The sequence below is a fragment of the Mesorhizobium sp. P3_A8 genome, assembly GCF_056402995.1.
Window position 1 is genome coordinate 49,880 of sequence record NZ_JBFUGI010000022.1, and the last position, 14,922, is coordinate 64,801.

The 14,922-nt window shown below is 63.0% G+C and carries 24 protein-coding genes and 1 tRNA gene; 9 read left to right on the forward strand and 16 right to left on the reverse strand.

Annotated elements, in window-relative coordinates; all coding sequences use genetic code 11:
* The first annotated feature begins 27 nt into the window (after positions 1 to 27).
* Positions 28 to 192 (forward strand): hypothetical protein, encoded by a 165-nt coding sequence (locus AC1DX4_RS33140; protein WP_477224329.1) that lies wholly within the window; start codon positions 28 to 30, stop codon positions 190 to 192.
* Between the two features lie 1,196 nt (positions 193 to 1,388).
* On the opposite strand, the gene AC1DX4_RS33145 is transcribed toward AC1DX4_RS33140, so the two are convergent.
* Together AC1DX4_RS33145 and AC1DX4_RS33150 are read right to left on the reverse strand one after the other, a co-directional pair.
* Positions 1,389 to 1,462, reverse strand: a tRNA-Gln gene (locus tag AC1DX4_RS33145).
* Between the two features lie 605 nt (positions 1,463 to 2,067).
* Complete coding sequence (locus AC1DX4_RS33150; protein WP_477224330.1) at positions 2,068 to 2,361, reverse strand: hypothetical protein; 294 nt, start codon at positions 2,359 to 2,361, stop codon at positions 2,068 to 2,070.
* A 582-nt stretch (positions 2,362 to 2,943) separates the two neighbouring features.
* Here AC1DX4_RS33150 and AC1DX4_RS33155 point away from each other — a divergent pair.
* The 3 genes from AC1DX4_RS33155 (at position 2,944) to AC1DX4_RS33165 (ending at position 4,064) form a co-directional block, all read left to right on the forward strand.
* Entirely contained in the window at positions 2,944 to 3,465 is a 522-nt protein-coding gene (locus AC1DX4_RS33155; protein WP_477224331.1) for an MgtC/SapB family protein, read from the forward strand.
* A gap of 85 nt (positions 3,466 to 3,550) precedes the next feature.
* Entirely contained in the window at positions 3,551 to 3,838 is a 288-nt protein-coding gene (locus tag AC1DX4_RS33160; protein WP_477224332.1) for a hypothetical protein, read from the forward strand.
* Positions 3,839 to 3,929: 91 nt separating this feature from the next.
* Positions 3,930 to 4,064: a hypothetical protein gene (locus AC1DX4_RS33165; protein ID WP_477224333.1), complete on the forward strand. Its 135-nt coding sequence runs from the start codon at positions 3,930 to 3,932 to the stop codon at positions 4,062 to 4,064.
* A 108-nt stretch (positions 4,065 to 4,172) separates the two neighbouring features.
* Here the strand turns inward: AC1DX4_RS33165 and AC1DX4_RS33170 are convergent, their stop codons facing one another.
* From AC1DX4_RS33170 to AC1DX4_RS33190, 5 genes are all read right to left on the reverse strand, one after another.
* Positions 4,173 to 4,418, reverse strand: a complete 246-nt coding sequence (locus tag AC1DX4_RS33170; RefSeq protein ID WP_477224334.1) for a DUF982 domain-containing protein — start codon at positions 4,416 to 4,418, stop codon at positions 4,173 to 4,175.
* An 11-nt stretch (positions 4,419 to 4,429) separates the two neighbouring features.
* Complete coding sequence (locus AC1DX4_RS33175; RefSeq protein WP_477224335.1) at positions 4,430 to 4,666, reverse strand: DUF982 domain-containing protein; 237 nt, start codon at positions 4,664 to 4,666, stop codon at positions 4,430 to 4,432.
* A 113-nt stretch (positions 4,667 to 4,779) separates the two neighbouring features.
* Entirely contained in the window at positions 4,780 to 5,235 is a 456-nt protein-coding gene (locus AC1DX4_RS33180; RefSeq protein WP_477224336.1) for a GFA family protein, read from the reverse strand.
* Positions 5,236 to 5,476: 241 nt separating this feature from the next.
* The gene (locus AC1DX4_RS33185; protein ID WP_027052489.1) at positions 5,477 to 5,656 is read right to left on the reverse strand and encodes a DUF3606 domain-containing protein; all 180 of its coding nucleotides are present in this window, start codon (positions 5,654 to 5,656) and stop codon (positions 5,477 to 5,479) included.
* Positions 5,657 to 6,192: 536 nt separating this feature from the next.
* Entirely contained in the window at positions 6,193 to 6,384 is a 192-nt protein-coding gene (locus AC1DX4_RS33190; RefSeq protein WP_477224337.1) for a hypothetical protein, read from the reverse strand.
* 164 nt (positions 6,385 to 6,548) lie between these two features.
* Here AC1DX4_RS33190 and AC1DX4_RS33195 point away from each other — a divergent pair, with 164 nt between their 5' ends.
* Positions 6,549 to 7,508, forward strand: a complete 960-nt coding sequence (locus AC1DX4_RS33195) for a prohibitin family protein (RefSeq protein ID WP_477224338.1) — start codon at positions 6,549 to 6,551, stop codon at positions 7,506 to 7,508.
* Between the two features lie 57 nt (positions 7,509 to 7,565).
* On the opposite strand, the gene AC1DX4_RS33200 is transcribed toward AC1DX4_RS33195, so the two are convergent.
* A complete protein-coding gene (locus AC1DX4_RS33200; protein WP_477224339.1) occupies positions 7,566 to 7,934 on the reverse strand; it encodes a VOC family protein in 369 nt (122 codons plus the stop codon).
* Positions 7,935 to 8,158: 224 nt separating this feature from the next.
* On the opposite strand from AC1DX4_RS33200, the gene AC1DX4_RS33205 reads away from it, so the two are divergent.
* Positions 8,159 to 8,584, forward strand: a complete 426-nt coding sequence (locus AC1DX4_RS33205) for a DoxX family protein (RefSeq protein WP_477224340.1) — start codon at positions 8,159 to 8,161, stop codon at positions 8,582 to 8,584.
* A gap of 57 nt (positions 8,585 to 8,641) precedes the next feature.
* Here AC1DX4_RS33205 and AC1DX4_RS33210 read toward each other — a convergent pair whose 3' ends face one another.
* From AC1DX4_RS33210 to AC1DX4_RS33245, 8 genes are all read right to left on the reverse strand, one after another.
* Positions 8,642 to 8,995: a hypothetical protein gene (locus AC1DX4_RS33210; RefSeq protein ID WP_477224341.1), complete on the reverse strand. Its 354-nt coding sequence runs from the start codon at positions 8,993 to 8,995 to the stop codon at positions 8,642 to 8,644.
* 186 nt (positions 8,996 to 9,181) lie between these two features.
* Positions 9,182 to 9,928 (reverse strand): hypothetical protein, encoded by a 747-nt coding sequence (locus tag AC1DX4_RS33215; protein WP_477224342.1) that lies wholly within the window; start codon positions 9,926 to 9,928, stop codon positions 9,182 to 9,184.
* A gap of 3 nt (positions 9,929 to 9,931) precedes the next feature.
* Positions 9,932 to 10,528, reverse strand: a complete 597-nt coding sequence (locus tag AC1DX4_RS33220; RefSeq protein WP_477224343.1) for a TMEM175 family protein — start codon at positions 10,526 to 10,528, stop codon at positions 9,932 to 9,934.
* 97 nt (positions 10,529 to 10,625) lie between these two features.
* Entirely contained in the window at positions 10,626 to 10,931 is a 306-nt protein-coding gene (locus tag AC1DX4_RS33225) for a hypothetical protein (protein ID WP_477224344.1), read from the reverse strand.
* 89 nt (positions 10,932 to 11,020) lie between these two features.
* On the reverse strand, positions 11,021 to 11,182 hold the full coding sequence (locus AC1DX4_RS33230) for a DUF3309 family protein (RefSeq protein ID WP_477224345.1): 162 nt from the start codon (positions 11,180 to 11,182) through the stop codon (positions 11,021 to 11,023).
* A gap of 26 nt (positions 11,183 to 11,208) precedes the next feature.
* Positions 11,209 to 11,514 (reverse strand): hypothetical protein, encoded by a 306-nt coding sequence (locus AC1DX4_RS33235; protein ID WP_477224346.1) that lies wholly within the window; start codon positions 11,512 to 11,514, stop codon positions 11,209 to 11,211.
* A gap of 112 nt (positions 11,515 to 11,626) precedes the next feature.
* The gene (locus AC1DX4_RS33240; protein ID WP_477224347.1) at positions 11,627 to 11,896 is read right to left on the reverse strand and encodes a hypothetical protein; all 270 of its coding nucleotides are present in this window, start codon (positions 11,894 to 11,896) and stop codon (positions 11,627 to 11,629) included.
* A 238-nt stretch (positions 11,897 to 12,134) separates the two neighbouring features.
* Positions 12,135 to 12,950 (reverse strand): class I SAM-dependent methyltransferase, encoded by an 816-nt coding sequence (locus AC1DX4_RS33245; RefSeq protein WP_477224348.1) that lies wholly within the window; start codon positions 12,948 to 12,950, stop codon positions 12,135 to 12,137.
* Between the two features lie 466 nt (positions 12,951 to 13,416).
* On the opposite strand from AC1DX4_RS33245, the gene AC1DX4_RS33250 reads away from it, so the two are divergent.
* Genes AC1DX4_RS33250 through AC1DX4_RS33260 form a run of 3 tightly spaced genes read left to right on the forward strand, consistent with a single transcriptional unit; the run spans position 13,417 to position 14,858 of the window.
* The gene (locus AC1DX4_RS33250; protein ID WP_477224349.1) at positions 13,417 to 13,818 is read left to right on the forward strand and encodes a hypothetical protein; all 402 of its coding nucleotides are present in this window, start codon (positions 13,417 to 13,419) and stop codon (positions 13,816 to 13,818) included.
* The gene (locus tag AC1DX4_RS33255; protein ID WP_477224350.1) at positions 13,811 to 14,206 is read left to right on the forward strand and encodes a hypothetical protein; all 396 of its coding nucleotides are present in this window, start codon (positions 13,811 to 13,813) and stop codon (positions 14,204 to 14,206) included. Before AC1DX4_RS33250 ends, AC1DX4_RS33255 begins: the two co-directional genes overlap by 8 nt.
* Positions 14,163 to 14,858, forward strand: coding sequence for a terminase large subunit domain-containing protein (locus AC1DX4_RS33260; RefSeq protein WP_477224351.1), 696 nt, complete (start codon positions 14,163 to 14,165; stop codon positions 14,856 to 14,858). Before AC1DX4_RS33255 ends, AC1DX4_RS33260 begins: the two co-directional genes overlap by 44 nt.
* Positions 14,859 to 14,922 lie beyond the last annotated feature (64 nt).

Below are 14,922 nucleotides of genomic sequence, written 5' to 3' on the forward strand. Positions count from 1 at the left end.
CATGCAGACGAAGGAGGAGGGCCGTCGATGACTGAAAAGCAGGCCACAACCTACGTCGTGAGCGTCTTTGAAAAGCCCAGCTGGCGTACGGTGTTGACCACGAAGGACAAAACCAAGGCCTTGGCGATGGCGAAAGAGATTGGCGACAAGGTGCGGGTCAATGAGATCACGCCGAAGCCAAAGACGCGTTGAAGGCGTCCGCCAAGGATGAGCGCCGGAACATCGGGCGGCGCTGAGAGTTACTTTTGCGGCGGGGGTTCCAACGCCCCGGCAAGTCCCGCGATCCCTAGGGGCGCCCGCCGCCGCCGTGAATGGGGCGGCGGGTCTCTGCCGCAAAGCCTGATCACCCTATATTGCAATTGGATAAAATAACGGAACGTCCAATGGACGATACCGGAACCAAAGCGGTTACGTCGGACCTTTGCCCGAGGGCGCTGGGACCTTGGTCCCCATAGGAAAAGCCCGCCACAGGAGCGACCTGCGGCGGGCTTTCTAAGTGGCTACATCCCTGAGGAATCGACCGCTTGTGGTTGTACTGTGAACCACATGACCGCCTTAGCCTATGGTGTGATCGCGGAAGCCGAGCTTTGCCCTCGAGGCGGCATGACGATTTCCGGCAACTTTGTGGACGACGGACTCGTAAATCAATTGGCCGCCCTTTTGTCCCTTGTACCGGGGCGGCTGGCTCGCTGAGATTTCGTTGGGGTTTTCTCGGCGGGCCTGTGGCGGGCTTCAGTCTTTGTGCAGGACGATATACCGGCTGCTCACGGCATCCGCCCCTTTGCCCCGTGTGACGACAACCGTCCTGTAGCCGGCAGGCAGTGAACCTGTTGCGGCCGGGTCGACCGAACGGCACCGCCCGACCATTTCCCCGTCAGGGGCGGCCGCGAGCCTGTCAGCCAATGCCAGATGGCATTCGTCAAGCGATGCAAAACTAGTGGGAGCCATCTCAGCCGGCTTGCAGACGGATGGGGCGCCAGGGTTGCAAGAGAGCAGAACCATCACCGCGGAAGTTGCCAGATCCATTTTTGAAGCTCCATTCGGACAAGCTTCAACGCGCTATGCCGATGTTTGTTGCACCGGGCTGACTGCCGGCTGGCTTCAGGGGCGGGCCCTCTTAAATGGCCGACGGGAACAAGAGAGGAGCGGGCCGGTTTCTGAGGATGGGAGGAAATGGATATGCCAAACAGGATCAAAGACCCACTGCGACCCGACCCGAAGAAGACACCTGTCCGTCGTCCCGACAAGGAAGCGTCGCCAGAGCCCCGACACGTCGATCAGCCACCGCGAGACGTACGAGAGGCGCCGGCACCCATCCAAACGGAGACAAGACTCCTGACCGCCGCTCGACGGCCGGGACGACAAAAAACCAATGGTGAGGTTTTGTCTGGTTCCCGCTCATGGGCTCGAACCACGATTCACGCCTTCAAAGGGCGCTGTCCTACCATTAGACGAAGCGGGAGAAGTGGGGACGGTTATGGAGCCGGCACGGCGTGCCGTCAATTCGGGAAATTGTCGGACGACGCTTCGCAGCGTTTCTTGGCTCGAATATGGAGGTGACGCAGCGTCACAACCCTATGTGCGCATTGACTAAAGTACCGGAACGTCCAACGAATGTTACCGGAACCAAAGCGGTAACGCCGGACCTTAGAAAGCAAGGGCACAAGACCTTGGTCCTGCCTTCCTCCAGTTGAGAACGGAGTTGATCGGCACGACATAGGGCCGCTCCGTGGAGGATCAATAGCAGACTGAATTTGGGCTGATAGGGTGTGAACGCGGAAGGCTTTCCACGGCCAGGCGGCCCGGCTGCGCATTCCTTCGGGGAGATAGCAGCCGGGCCATGCCGGGAAATGGAGAGCCCCCCGGCACTTATAATATGCACGGAGGCTAATGTAATCGCAACATTATCGTGTTGGGCCACCAGCTTGATGGAACATTAGCCGTCTCTAAAAGTTTTTGCCTGGCGGCAGGTGGTGCCCTCCATCTCCTGCCGAAGATCGGGCCTCCGATCGGCCCGCGCCCCTCTGGCCGAGAGCGCGGGCTTTCAATTCAATGGACGCCGGGCCGTCAATCCGGGAAGTCTATTCCCGGGTCGTTGCAGCGGTAAACCGGGCAGTGCCCGTCGCGCGCCGGGATATAGGCCGACATCGGAATTTCAGGCCAGTCGCATTCATTGCCGAACTGCCGGACATAGCGGTCATAGGTGTTCGGGCCGGTGGTCAGCACCACGGCGCGACGGCTCTGGATCATGGCCCGGATCTCGCCGCAGCTCATGCTGCGGCTGTCGGGCCGCGCCTCGGCCAACCCGGTCGCCGCAAGCACGGTGCCCAAGGTCACCGACAGGATAAGGCGAGCAGACATCACATATTCTCCCTGTCTTGTTGTCTTGGCGCAATTCCCCGGGAAGCGCTACGCGTTTTTCCCGAGGAAACCGATTCACTTTTTCTGGAACTGCTCCCAGAAGACATGCATTGCCCTGCAAAACCCGGCACCTGACCGCTGGTTCCATGACAGGGCGTCGAATGCGCGTGGTCAGACGCGGCGGGCCGCCGCGCAACCAAATCACGCGTCGCGCATTGCTGGGCATGGACAGCAGGAAACCTTACGAAACACCGCAATGGTGGCCTGGAAACGAAGGCCGCGAAGCCATGTGCTGTTCCTTCTGCGGCAGCCGCGACCACCGCTATGAGGATTGCCCGCAAAGGACCGATCCGCCAGATGTCCCGTCCCAGGACGACGCAGAGAAATCTGACTGACAGAAGCTTGCGCTGGACAAGCTCGGCATTTCGCTCGACGACCTGGTCGGAGCGACCATCGACCCGGAACGGAGACGCAGCCGGGAGTTCGACCCGGCGCTGAATCCGAGAGCTTTCAGCCGTCCCTATTGGACGGAACTCCCGCACGTCGTTCACGTTGTGGGCTTCTGATATTCAGAGGAAAATCATGGAACAACTCGTCGAGGAATTCGGCCATCCCACCTACACCTCATTCCCTGTCATCGCGGCGCGGCTGCTGCTGGCGACGCTTTACGGCGCGGTGATCGGCTTCGAGCGCGAATGGCGCAATCGCCCCGCCGGGCTGCGCACGCATATTCTCGTCTGTGTCGCCGCCGCCACTTTCGGCATCCTGACCATCGAGATCGTCCATGCGCCGATGTTCGCGCAGGAGTCTGTCAAGGTCGACCCGATCCGCGTGGTCGAGGCGGTCACCGCCGGCGTCGCTTTCCTCGCCGCCGGCTCGATCCTGTTTTCGCGCGGAGAAGTTCATGGGCTGACGACAGGGGCCGGCATGTGGCTTGCCGGCGCGATCGGCGTCGCCTGTGGCCTCGGCCTGTGGCAGGTGGCCGGGTTTGCCACGCTGATCGTGCTGGTCGTCGCCGGGCTTCTGCATCGGCTCCAACCGCGTGCCGGCCTTGGGGGAGAGAAGAAAGCCGCTTCGGCGCCCGCCAAACGCCCGCGCGGCTAGATCCAGCCAACCTTTTGCGCAGTCGGGCGTTGTCCCTGCGAAGGGAAGGCCGCCCGGGCGGCCGTGCAAGCAAGAGGAGGCCGAGATGAAAGCTCTCACTATTGCGTCGCTGATGCTGGCCTTGGCCGCACCGGCAGTGGCCCAGACGCAGCAGAACCCGGCGCAGCAGGCCGACAAATGCCGGATAGAGACGGATCAAGGTGGCAAGCAGCAGTCCGGCAGCGGCAATCTGACCGAAAAGCTCAACGATTGCGGCGGCGTGCTGAAGCCGCCGGCCACCGGCGACCAAGGCATGGCCGCGCCGGCGCCCGACGAAGGCAAGACGCCGGTGATCAAGCCGGGCGAAGTGCCAACGCAGCCGCCGAAGCAGTAAATGGCATTACGCGGCATTATCGCCTGATAACGGAACCTCGTATGGCGCGAAACGTTTCTTTTACGAATTGAATTTGTAAAAGGATGGGACCGTGAGAGATATTGCCAGCACTGCCACGTTTCTTGCCTCTATCGCCATCGTCATCGTCTTGATGTTTATGGCGCCGAAGGGTTTCGGCTTCGATACTTCCCGTCCGATTGTGAACGGCGATCTGCCGACGAAATAGCAGGCAGCGGCTCAGCATAAAAAGCAGGCGAGGATTTCGCCTGCTTTTTGTTGGGTGACGACCCAAAACGCGATCATTTGCGGAAACGACTATCTCTTGGGATGGGCTTCAGCGAACCAGCACGCCGGCGTGATCGCACAGCGCCGTGAAGGCCTCCTGCGCCTGCGCCGCGCCGTCCTTGTCCTCCAGCGCCGCCTCGATCTTCTCGCGCGCCGCCTGGTAGAAAGGACCTCGGCTGGCATGCGGCCAGTCGATCAGGATTTCACTGGCGTCCTGAAGCGTCGCCACCTCGCGGATCGTGTCCGCGCCATGCGGCTTGACCCGTATCGGCGTCGACAGCATCACATCGGCCATTGTCTTTCTCGCTATTGGAGGATGTGGGCTTCGCGCGCAGCGTCGATCATCGCCCGCATCGCCTTTTCCGGCGGTGTCCAGCCGTCGAGCGCGTCGCGGCAGCTGCGCAGCGCTGCCCGGTATTGCCGGCCCTGGCCGGCAGGCCAGTCGCCGAGGCATTCCAGGCCCTCCCAGGCGCTGCGCACCACGCGCTCGCGCTCGGGGGCGAATTTCAGGCGGATCGGTCGGGGAAACAACTTGTCGTTCAACTGAAGGCTCCGTGGCATGTCGCCCCGAAAGGCCGTTTGAATCAACGGCACTCACAAGGGGCGCCGGATAACGCCGCCGGCAGGGGAGGGTTCCAGGCCAGAAAGATGAATTTTCAGTCGTGCGCGACGGCGTTCGACAGAGGTCTCGGCGCCGGCTGATCGGCAGCTTCCGACGTTTTCCCTTTATCGGGCCGGTCATGCTCGAACTGGTCGGTGCCGGGCAAGGCATGCAGCCAGGTCTCACGGCGGGTGATCCACAATTCGTATTGCGGCTCGAGGTCGGTCGGTGCGACGTCGAGGCTGCCGAGCATCACCTCGACCTCGGTGTCGCTGACCCACGCGACGCGGCTGCCGCAGGTCGGGCAGAAGCTGCGCGTGCCGTAGCTGGCGACTTCGCCCGATGTCGTGAAGACGTCGCGGGGCCAGATGGCGAAGGCCGAATAGACCGAGCCGCCCGCCTTGCGGCAGTCCTTGCAATGGCAAAGACCAACCCGCGTCGGCTGGCCGGTGACGACGAAATGCACGCCGCCGCACAGGCAACTGCCGGTCCTGCGTATGGTGTCGGACATGGTTGCGGCCTCCCTCAGTCAGGCTTTCGTCAGTCTGGCACGCTGCGGGCCGGGCGGTACAGAGGCGCCAAGCCGGGTGACGCAGCATCTTCAACGCCCATGCTGGCGAAATGGTTGCGGCTCGCCGCCGCCACCTTCTAAAGCGCGTCGCGTCGAGGCGGATTCATGCAACGCGCTTTAGGTCTTTGTTTTTATGCATGTCGTCCCCCCCAAAACCGAGGTCACTTTTGGGCGACATGCATTAGCCGCGCGCGGCCATGTGGTTGTCGAGCTTCTTGCGCGAAGGGCCGTAGCGCTTGATGATGGTCTGGGCCTCGCTCTGCGGGATGCCGTATTTGCGCGCGAAGGCGGCGACCTCATAGGTCTCCTCGCTCGAAACCAGCTTGCGGTCCTGTTTTATCTTCGATTTGTCGTCGGGCATATCGTGCCTCACTTTCTGTCAGCCGCACGGTCGCGCGGACACCGGTATATGGGATGTCGCGGTCAGACATAACAGAGATTTGTGCTGCCGGTTCCACCGCAGGCGGCGGACGGGCCGGACAAGGCCTGAATGGCAAGCAGCCGATTCAGGCCGATGGCTGGGCCGGGTCGGCGCCGTGCTGGTCGGTGGCGCCGCAATCGGCGCAAGGCGCGCTGGCGCCAGGACAGCCGCGGTGATGCGTGCCGGCGGGGCAGCAAAGGCCGTTGGAGCTTGTCCAGCGCGGGCATTGGAAAACCTGCCCGGTGCCGCCGCAGCCGTTACATTCCAGAACCGGTGACTGAACCAGATAGGACTTCGTCCCAAACCTTACGCTCGCGCCCAAAACTCAACCCGCCCAAATCGCTGCACCGGACATGCCAGTGCATTAGCCCCGGCTTAAAAGTACCACGTTGCCGGTTACGAACAAGTTTCATGATCATTAATTGTTCGTGAACGCGGGCGCACGGCAGGTCAGATGCGCCGGCTGCCCCTTTGCCTCAGGCCGGCTTCAGCCGTTTTGCGGCGAGATACATGAGGGCCGAGGCGGCCTGGCCGCGATCCCAGCCGGCGGCCTCGACCTTGTCGAGCAGCGCGTCGAGATGGGGGACCAGCATCTCCCGGCATTCTTGTTCATAGGCGGTGCTCAGTGCCGGATGCTGCGGCGCGCCAATGGTCAAGGCCTTGGCCATGCTTGATTCCCTCCCCGTGGGCGGGAACGATCATACCATCAGCAGGCAAACCGAAATAATCCGATTTCACTGGCGCGGAAGGCCGGGGCACTCCACATCATGGCAATCTTGCCGCCATGATTCCGGGCAATCCTGGAATCGGGCAATGACAACGGGGGTTGGCAATGACTGACACGCAAGGCAATTCGAACCGTGCCCTACAGCACGGTGCCGTCGGCTCGCGCTCGATCGGCACCGGCATCGTCGCGCTGGCCATCGTGCTGGCGCTGATCGGGGCCGTCATGGGGTCCTGGTACACGATCGACCAGGGCGACCGCGGCGTGCTGTTGACCAATGGCGCGTTGAGTTCGGTCGTCGATCCCGGCCTGCATTTCAAACTGCCCTGGTTGCAGCGGGTCGAGAAGATCAGCCTGCGCCAGCAGGTGCTGAAATGGGGCTGCGAGAACCAGAGCGATTGCGGCAATCTGCCGGCCATGCAGGCCTATTCGCGCGACCAGCAGCCGGCCGACATGCGCGTCACCGTCAATTTCCACGTGCCGGCGGCGGAGGTCTCCAACGTCTACACCAATTACGGGTCGATCGAGGCGCTGGCCGATCGCGTCATCGCCCGCAAGGCGCCGCAGGAAATCAAGACGGTGTTTGGCCAGTATGACGCGGTGTCGGTGATCCAGAACCGGGCCAAATTCAACAAGGATGTCGCCGACGCCATTTCGGCGGTGACCGACGGTCCGGTCATTGTCGACAGCGTCCAGGTCGAGAACATCGACTTTTCCGATGCCTATGAACAGGCGGTCGAGGCGCGGATGACGGCGCAGGTCGAAGTGCAGAAGCAGGAACAGAACCTGCAGCAGGAAAAGATCAAGGCCGACATCGCGGTCACCCAGGCCAAGGGCCGCGCCGACAGCGTCAAGGCTGAAGCCGAGGCCAGCGCCTACAAGACCAAGATCGAAGGCGAGGCGACGGCCGAAGCGATCAAGGCGCGCGCCGCGGCGCTCGCCAACAATCCGCTGCTGGTCGAACTGACCAAGGCCGAGAAATGGGACGGGCAATTGCCGAAGTCGATGATCCCCGGCTCGACGGTGCCGTTCCTCGAACTCAGCACGCCGGCGCCAATGGCGAACTGAGCCCGCAGTGAGGCAGCGAAGAGCCAAGCCATGATCCCGAACGGACTTCGGGAGGGATCATGCTTTTGGTTCAAAAAGCTCGACGACGTTGCCGGACGGGTCCTCGCAAAGGATCTGGCGACCGCCCGGGCCGTCGACAATCTCGTTGCGGAACGGCACGCCGGCGTCGCGCATCCGGGCGGCGAGCGCCGGCAGGTCCTGCACCTCGAGCACGATGCGGTTCCAGCCGCCTGGCTCGGGCGTGCGGCCATCCGGCATCGGTCTTGCCGCCGACGCCATCGGACCTGCAAGCCAGAACGTCAGGTCGTCGCGCTTCAGGATGGCCATCGCCGGACCGAACTGCTGCTGCAGTAGGAAATCCAGATGCCTGGTGTAAAATGCTATCGCCAACTCGACATCGCTGACGAGATACCGGACTGTCGCCATCCGCTGGCTCTCCTCACAAACTGATCAAGCTGCGAGGAATAGCCTTCAGGATCAGACGCGGCAAGGTTCGAGCCCCGGCGACAACGTCCTGTCCGCGATCTCCAGACCGGTGCCGATATCAGGTGCGGCAGCGCTTGCGGCAAAAAATCTCGGGGCCGGTGTCGGAACTGCACGGGGTCGCTCGTCCTTGGGTCGAAAGCCATCGCAAACCCTGGAGAGACAGCATGCCGGACCTCACTCAATCGCCGTGGCAGACCGCGGCCCTTCTCGTTGCCCGCCTGATCTTTGCCGCCGTCTTCCTGATGGCGGTGACCTTCAAATTCATGGGCATGGGCGCCACCGCAAGCTTCATCGCCGCCGCCGGCTTTCCCTTCCCGCTCTTGCTCGCCTGGTGCGCGGCGATCCTGGAGGTGGCGCTGGTGCTGTGTTTCCTGAGCGGCGCCTTCTTCACCCAGGCGGCCTTGGTCGCCGCCGCCTATGTGCTGTTCCTCGGGTTCTCTTTCCACGGCCCCAGCCACTGGGCCGCCAACCAGGCCGAGTTCGGCTTCTTCGTCGACCATTTTTCCTTCATGGCCGGCCTGCTGTTCGCCGCCGTGCACGGGCCGGGCAGGGTGCTGGCGCTGAATTTGGGCTGGCCGGGCAGGGCGTAGCGAGAGCGTCAGGCCCGAGCCAGGCGGCCTTCGTAGCCAGGCCGGGCCGAAGGCCGGCTAGCGGCCCTGCAGGACTTTGATCACCTTGCTGCTGTCAGCCGATGGCGACGAAAGATTGCGGTAGTCGGCATAGGTTATGCGTCCTCTGGCGACGGCATTCCAAAGGCGATTGCAGAACGTTGCCGGCAAGCGTTCCAGGCTGACATTGGCGACTTCAGCGAGGGTTTTTCTCTCGGCCAGCGGTAGTGTCGCCTGGTCGGCAATGCATTCCCTGGTGACTTTGGCCTTGATCGCCGGGCTGCCACTGAGGACTGTCTGGGCGTTGTTGAACTCGCCCTCGCTGACGGTTGTGCAGCCGGCGAGCATGACGGCGCCAAGCAACAAGGCGCCAAAGCGCGGTTCAAATCTCATGTGTCCCCCCAAGAAATCACCAGGCAGCAATCAGCAGCAACCAAGCAAAACTCGGTGACATCGGCAAGACGTTCGATACATCACGTCGCGAATAATGTTGGGCCAATGGTTTGACTTGCAGGGAATTTCTACCTCGACCACGATCGGGACATGCTCGGCGAGGGCGAGGAGGTCCGAGTCATGCGGCTAATGCAGCCTGGCCGGGCTGAAGGAGGCCAGTGCCTCAACGGCCCTGTCGATCAACCCCAGATGGGATGGCGGGGTACGGCCTCGTGCCGTCAGCAGCAGCTGATGCACCGGCGGGCCGAGCAACCAGCGCCGCATCTGGTGGATTTTTGCTTCGTCGACATAGCTCCAGTAGGCGCGCTGGGTGGCGTCGTTCTTGAATATGAACGTCGCCTCGGACAGCACAAAGTGGGCCAGCTGCAGCGCGGCATTAATCGATGATGCGGCAAGCCATTGTTCCAGCATTGCCGCCAGATCGAGATCGAGACAGGCGATGCCGCAGATCCAGTTATCTGCTTCCTCCTCATCGGGATTTTCCTGAAGGACCCGCAACCATGCGCCGGCAAACAGCGCCCGGATTGCAGCTTGCTCATGCGCCGGCCAATCCAGCCATTTACCTCTCTTCAAACGCTGCGCGATGATCGGTGGTTCGGTGCCCATCCACTGCGGCTCATGGACAGCCAGCTCAAGAATGCGCGGCAGGAAATGCTTGTAGTCGTTAACGTCGCCGACGGTCGTCATGGCGTAGCCGGCATAGGGGCCGATCTGCTCGCCGGTCAGCGCCCGCAAAGGGGCGGAACTCAATGTCTTGATGAGCGTGACGGGATCGCGCAACGGCGAGGCGTGCAGAACTTGCGGCCGTGGATAGGATGCGAATGCCGCATAGCAGTCGTCGATCAGGCGCTGGAGCTGAGTGTCGGGCTGCATGCCCTATCGCTGCCGCAGCCGGTTGGCGAGCAGCGTCAGTGGCCAGATCAGCAGATAGGCGAGCGATGCGTCGGTCGGCCGCCAGAAGGCTATGCCAACGCTCGCCAGCGCGCTGAGGCCGATGATCAGGGCCGGCCGCCAGCCGACCTCGTGGCCCTCGGCCTTGCCGTCGACGAACAGCTCCGGGTGCGCCTTCAGGTGCAGGTCGCGCAGCACGGCCGCAAGCTGGATGGCGGTGATGTTGACGGCGTAGACGATGTGCGATTGCAGGAGCTCGTCATGCTCGCCGATCAGTGTCGTGGTGAACGGCACAACGCTGGTCACCAACAGCCAGAGCACGACCAGCCGGAACAGCCGCGCGTCGACATGCCCGACCTGGCGGAAGTCGATGACATGGCGCTGCCAGCATAGCGCCAGGATGAGGAAGGAGACCACCCAGGAGACGATCTTCGGCCTGAGATCGCCGAGCGCGCCGAACAGATCGCCATGGATATCGTCGGGCAGCCGAAGCCCGAAGACGAGCAGCGTCATGGTGATGGCGAGGATGCCGTCGACCAGCGCGTCCAGGCGATTGCGGGGGAGGTGGGATGGCCCTGGCATCCGGCTGTTATAGGCGAAGGCGCATGAAAATGGATAGACGCGACAAGGCGAGCCGCGGGCATGCCGGCGTCAAAGGCGCGAAAACCCAGTCCCGGTCTCAGACCTGGTCGTTGTAGGGTTCCTTCATCTGGCCGACCATGCGGGCCAGTTTAGAAAATGAGGGCATGTCGGCCTCGGGCTGGCATTGGTTGGCGAGTTCCAGCAGCCGGATCGGGAAATTGACGGCGTCGCGGCTCGATGCCGACATGCCGCCGGATCGCTCCTCACCGGTTTCCCCGGCCTCTGCCTTGCGCAGCGCGATGTCGATCTCCTGCGCTGTCAGCACCCCCTTTCGAACCAGGACGTGGTTGATCGATGCGACGGCCATCAGCAGGCCTTCGAGTTGCAGATTGGCGACGTTCATGGCGTTTTCCCTCAGTTGACCAAAGGTGAAACGCGCCAGCGGCGTTTCCGATCCGCAATGGAGGGATGGGGCGACGGAATTGGCTCGGCTCAGATCCTGTTGGCGAACAGCAGGACCAGCAGCACCAGCAGGATCGCCGCCACTATCCCGGCCGGCCGCCAGGCCCAGCCGCGCGACCACGGCCAGATCGGCAGCACACCGACCAGGACCAGCATGATTGTGATGATGGTGAAGGCGCCGGGGACGGTCATGCCAACCCGCCCGAAGCCGGCATTGGCTAGCGCTTCCGCTTCAGATGATCACCAAGCGGAATGTCCGGCGATTTGGTCTTCCATGGCGTCGATGCCTTGAAGTCCGCTGCCCGCAGTTTCGCTTCGTCCATGTCGCGCTCATCGCCTGTCATGCCGGCAATTGCGATCCTGGCGCCATGGCGGCCCTGGCGATTGGACCTTGCCTTGAACAGCGGGATGGCCTTGCGCTTCGACTTGTTGTTCTCGCCGTGGCCGTCCCTGCCGTCGAGTTCATAGGAGAGTTGCTTGTCGGCTGGCGGCGACCGCTGTTCGCGCCCTTTTTGATCTCCCACCCCGACGCCCTCCGATCTCGATGGCTGATTATAGACCAAACTCTCATGTCACGGCAAAAGGGCCCCGATTGCCTGGCCTGCCTCGAGAGATCCACGTAAAGCGGCGAGGCGTCTATTCCTGCGTCAGCCGCTCGCCATATTCGCGCCACAGCGCCTTGACGTCCAGGCTGTCGAGGCGCGGGATCGACGGATCGCCGCAGGTGATGGCGACGGCGCTGATGTCGTAGTGGGGAAAGGCACTGGCGACGAAGCGGATCGCGTCGCCGAGCGAGTTCACGCGGACCATAGGGTCGGCCTGGCCCTGACCGGTGCTGCGCACACCGGAAACCGAGGCTGGAGCATGCCGCATCCTGAACACGGATGCCATGGCTGGTCTGTCCATCGTCCTCTCCGACAAAGCGGTGCGACGCGAATCATTCCATGAGCTTGAGCTGATGATCCCACAGCTGCCGGTTTATGAAAAGCCGGCTAGCCAATGCGGGGTGAAGGTGGCCGGCTGATGCCGATCCGGTTGTCCGGTGAGGGCAGTTGTGCTATGATTTTGTCTATGGTGCTGATTTGCGCCGATGACCCGCCGCCGAGGCGGGTTTTTTGTTGGCGCTGACTTGCAGCGAGCCCGATCAGCCAATCTTCGATGCGACGACTGCGAGCGATGCCAGCTTGCCATCGCTCAGGCTGCGAATGTAGTTCTTGCGCCGCTGCACGAATTCGGCGCCCAGCACGATTTCATTGGCCTGCTGCTGCGCGGGTGACGGCAGGATGCCGGAGCTGGCTCTTTTCAGCGCCAGTTCGACATGCTCGCCGGTCTCGTCGATGATTTCGTCGATCTGGAAGCCGGCGTCGGCGAACAGGGTCTTCAGGGTGCTTTCATCGACGAGGTGGCTGGTCGCCGGCGCGATCGCCCAGGGCAATGGGTAATACGGCTCGCCGCCGTCCAGCACCGCTTCGGTCCAGATCAGCTTGCCTCCCGACTTCAGCACGCGAAAAGCCTGTCCGATGACGGTGGCCTTCTCGGCGATGTTCATGCCGACATAGAAGCAGATCGCCGCGTCGAAAATGTTGTCGGCAAACGGCAATTGCGTTGCGTCGGCTTGTTGAAAGCGAACCTTGTCGCCAAGGCCGCTGAGCTTGGTCAGCCGCGTGGATGCCTCGACAAAGGCCGGCGTCAGGTCGACGCCGTCGACATCGCAGCCATAGGTGGCGGCAAGGAAGCGCGCCGGGCCGCCAATGCCGCTGCCGATATCCAGGATCCGGTCGGTGGGCGAGGGCGCAAGACGGGCGGCATGTTCCTGCGTTGCGATGAGTTCGCGGCCGTGAAGCTGGTCGAACGGATAGAGTTGCGCGGCACTGAGGCTATCGATTTTGGCATCGGGGATGGCCGCCAGTATGCGCTCGACGATGCCGTCGCTGCCGTAATGCGTGGTGACGTTGCTCATGGCCGTCCTCCCGTCCTCCGGCGCAGCTTCCCATCAATGGCTGCATTAGGCAACGCGCGGGCAGCGGGGTGCCTTGAGGGCGAACGCTGCAGCGCTGGCAAACGGTGAAATAGGAATTTTTTCTTAGAAGACCGTTGACCGGGTGAGGGCAGCCATGCTACATATTTGTCCATGGTGCTGATTTGCGCCAACGACCCGCCGCCGAGGCGGGTTTTGTGTTTTTGGCGATCCTTTAGGTGACGGCGCTGCGGCTGCCGATCTTGAACGCTGGCRGGACAGCGCCCCTCTCTGTCCTGCCGGACATCTCCCCCACGAGGGGGGAGATCGGCTGTCATCTCGGCTTTCGCCAATCTCCAACGCTGTAAGAATGGCGAGGCGCCGGAAGCTGCCAATCTCCCCCCTCGTGGGGGAGATGTCCGGCAGGACAGAGGGGGGCGCCGTAGAGCGCGACCTTTGCGAGAATCCAATGACCCAACGCTACGCCACGATCATCACCGACAATGACGGCCGCGAAATCGTCAGCGCCATTGGCGCGTTCGAGGGTGCGGCGCCGCAGGCGCGGCTGGGTCGTGTCGAACAAGTCGCGCCCGGCGTATCGATCGGCATGGTGCGGGATGCGGCGGGTGGCTTTTGTTTCGAGCGACCGGGTGTCGGCGCAAACGCGATGTCCCTTGCTATGGCGGGGCTCAGAGCGCGGGCCGGCGCGGCAAGGCCGGCCGGTGCGGCGAAGCCTGCTGGGGCGGCAAAGCCGAAGCGCGCCAAGAGGGCCAGGAAGAAAAACGTTCGTTCGAAGAAGTCGGCCGGATCGATGCCGAAGGCAACGGTTTCTGTTGGCGTTGCCGATGCTCCGGGGCGTGACAATGGCTGATGATCTCGCCCCCGGGCCGGCACGCCGCAAGGCAAGGCCGGCAAGGCGCAAGTCCGCCGGCAGCGCCTCAGTTGCGCAAAAACCTCGTCCGAAGCGGACGAAGAAGACGCTGGGCGATGATTTCCTGGCTGCCGTGCGCGCCGATTTCCGGGCGCATGGCGCCAGCGTCATCGCCGAGGTGCGGGCCGACAAGCCGGACCAGTATCTGAAGATCGTGCTGTCAGTCCTGCCTAGGGAATTCGATGTCGCCGTCAACCATCTGGATGCCCTGAGCGATGAAGAGATCCGTAGCCGTATCCGCGGCCTCGAAGCCGTCCTCAGGCCGTTCCTCGAAGCCCCTGCCGATGGCGGCGAAGACGGAATATCTGGCGCTGCTGGCGGAGCTTGACCGCAGGCGCCGCACCAATCTGCTGGCCGCCTACACGCCGTATCAGCGCCAGGCTGAATTTCACGCGGCTGGTGCCATCAACCGCGAAAGGCTGTTCATGGCCGGCAACCAGCTCGGCAAGACCAGGGCGGGCGGTGCCGAATGGGCGATGCATCTGACCGGCCGCTATCCCCGATGGTGGCAAGGCAAGGTTTTCGACACGCCGGTGCGGCTGTGGGCGGCCGGCGTGACCGGCGAGGGCACGCGCGACAATCCGCAGCGCGTGCTGGTCGGCCCGCCGCAGCAGCAGGCGGCCTGGGGCACCGGCATGATCCCGGCCGATGCACTTCGTCAGACCATTTTGGGGCGCGGTGCGCCCGGCGCGCTCGACAGTGTCGTCGTGCGCCATGGCGGCGGCGGCGACGTGCAGGCCGGCGAGAGCGTGCTGTCGTTCAAGAGCTTCGAGAAGGGCCGCGAGAAATGGCAGGGCGAGACGCTGCACGGCGTCTGGTTCGACGAGGAGCCGCCGCTCGACATCTATTCCGAAGGCCTGACCCGCACCAACGCGACCGGCGGGATTACGATCGTCACGTTCACGCCGCTGCTGGGCATGAGCGATGTGGTGTTGTTGTTCTTGTCGGCGGGGGAGGTGGAGAAGATGGGTAAGGGGTAACCTCTCAGGACTTGGGTTCCTCGCCCCTGCCAGAGGCGGGGAACCCTGGTTCTGGGAGGTCTCA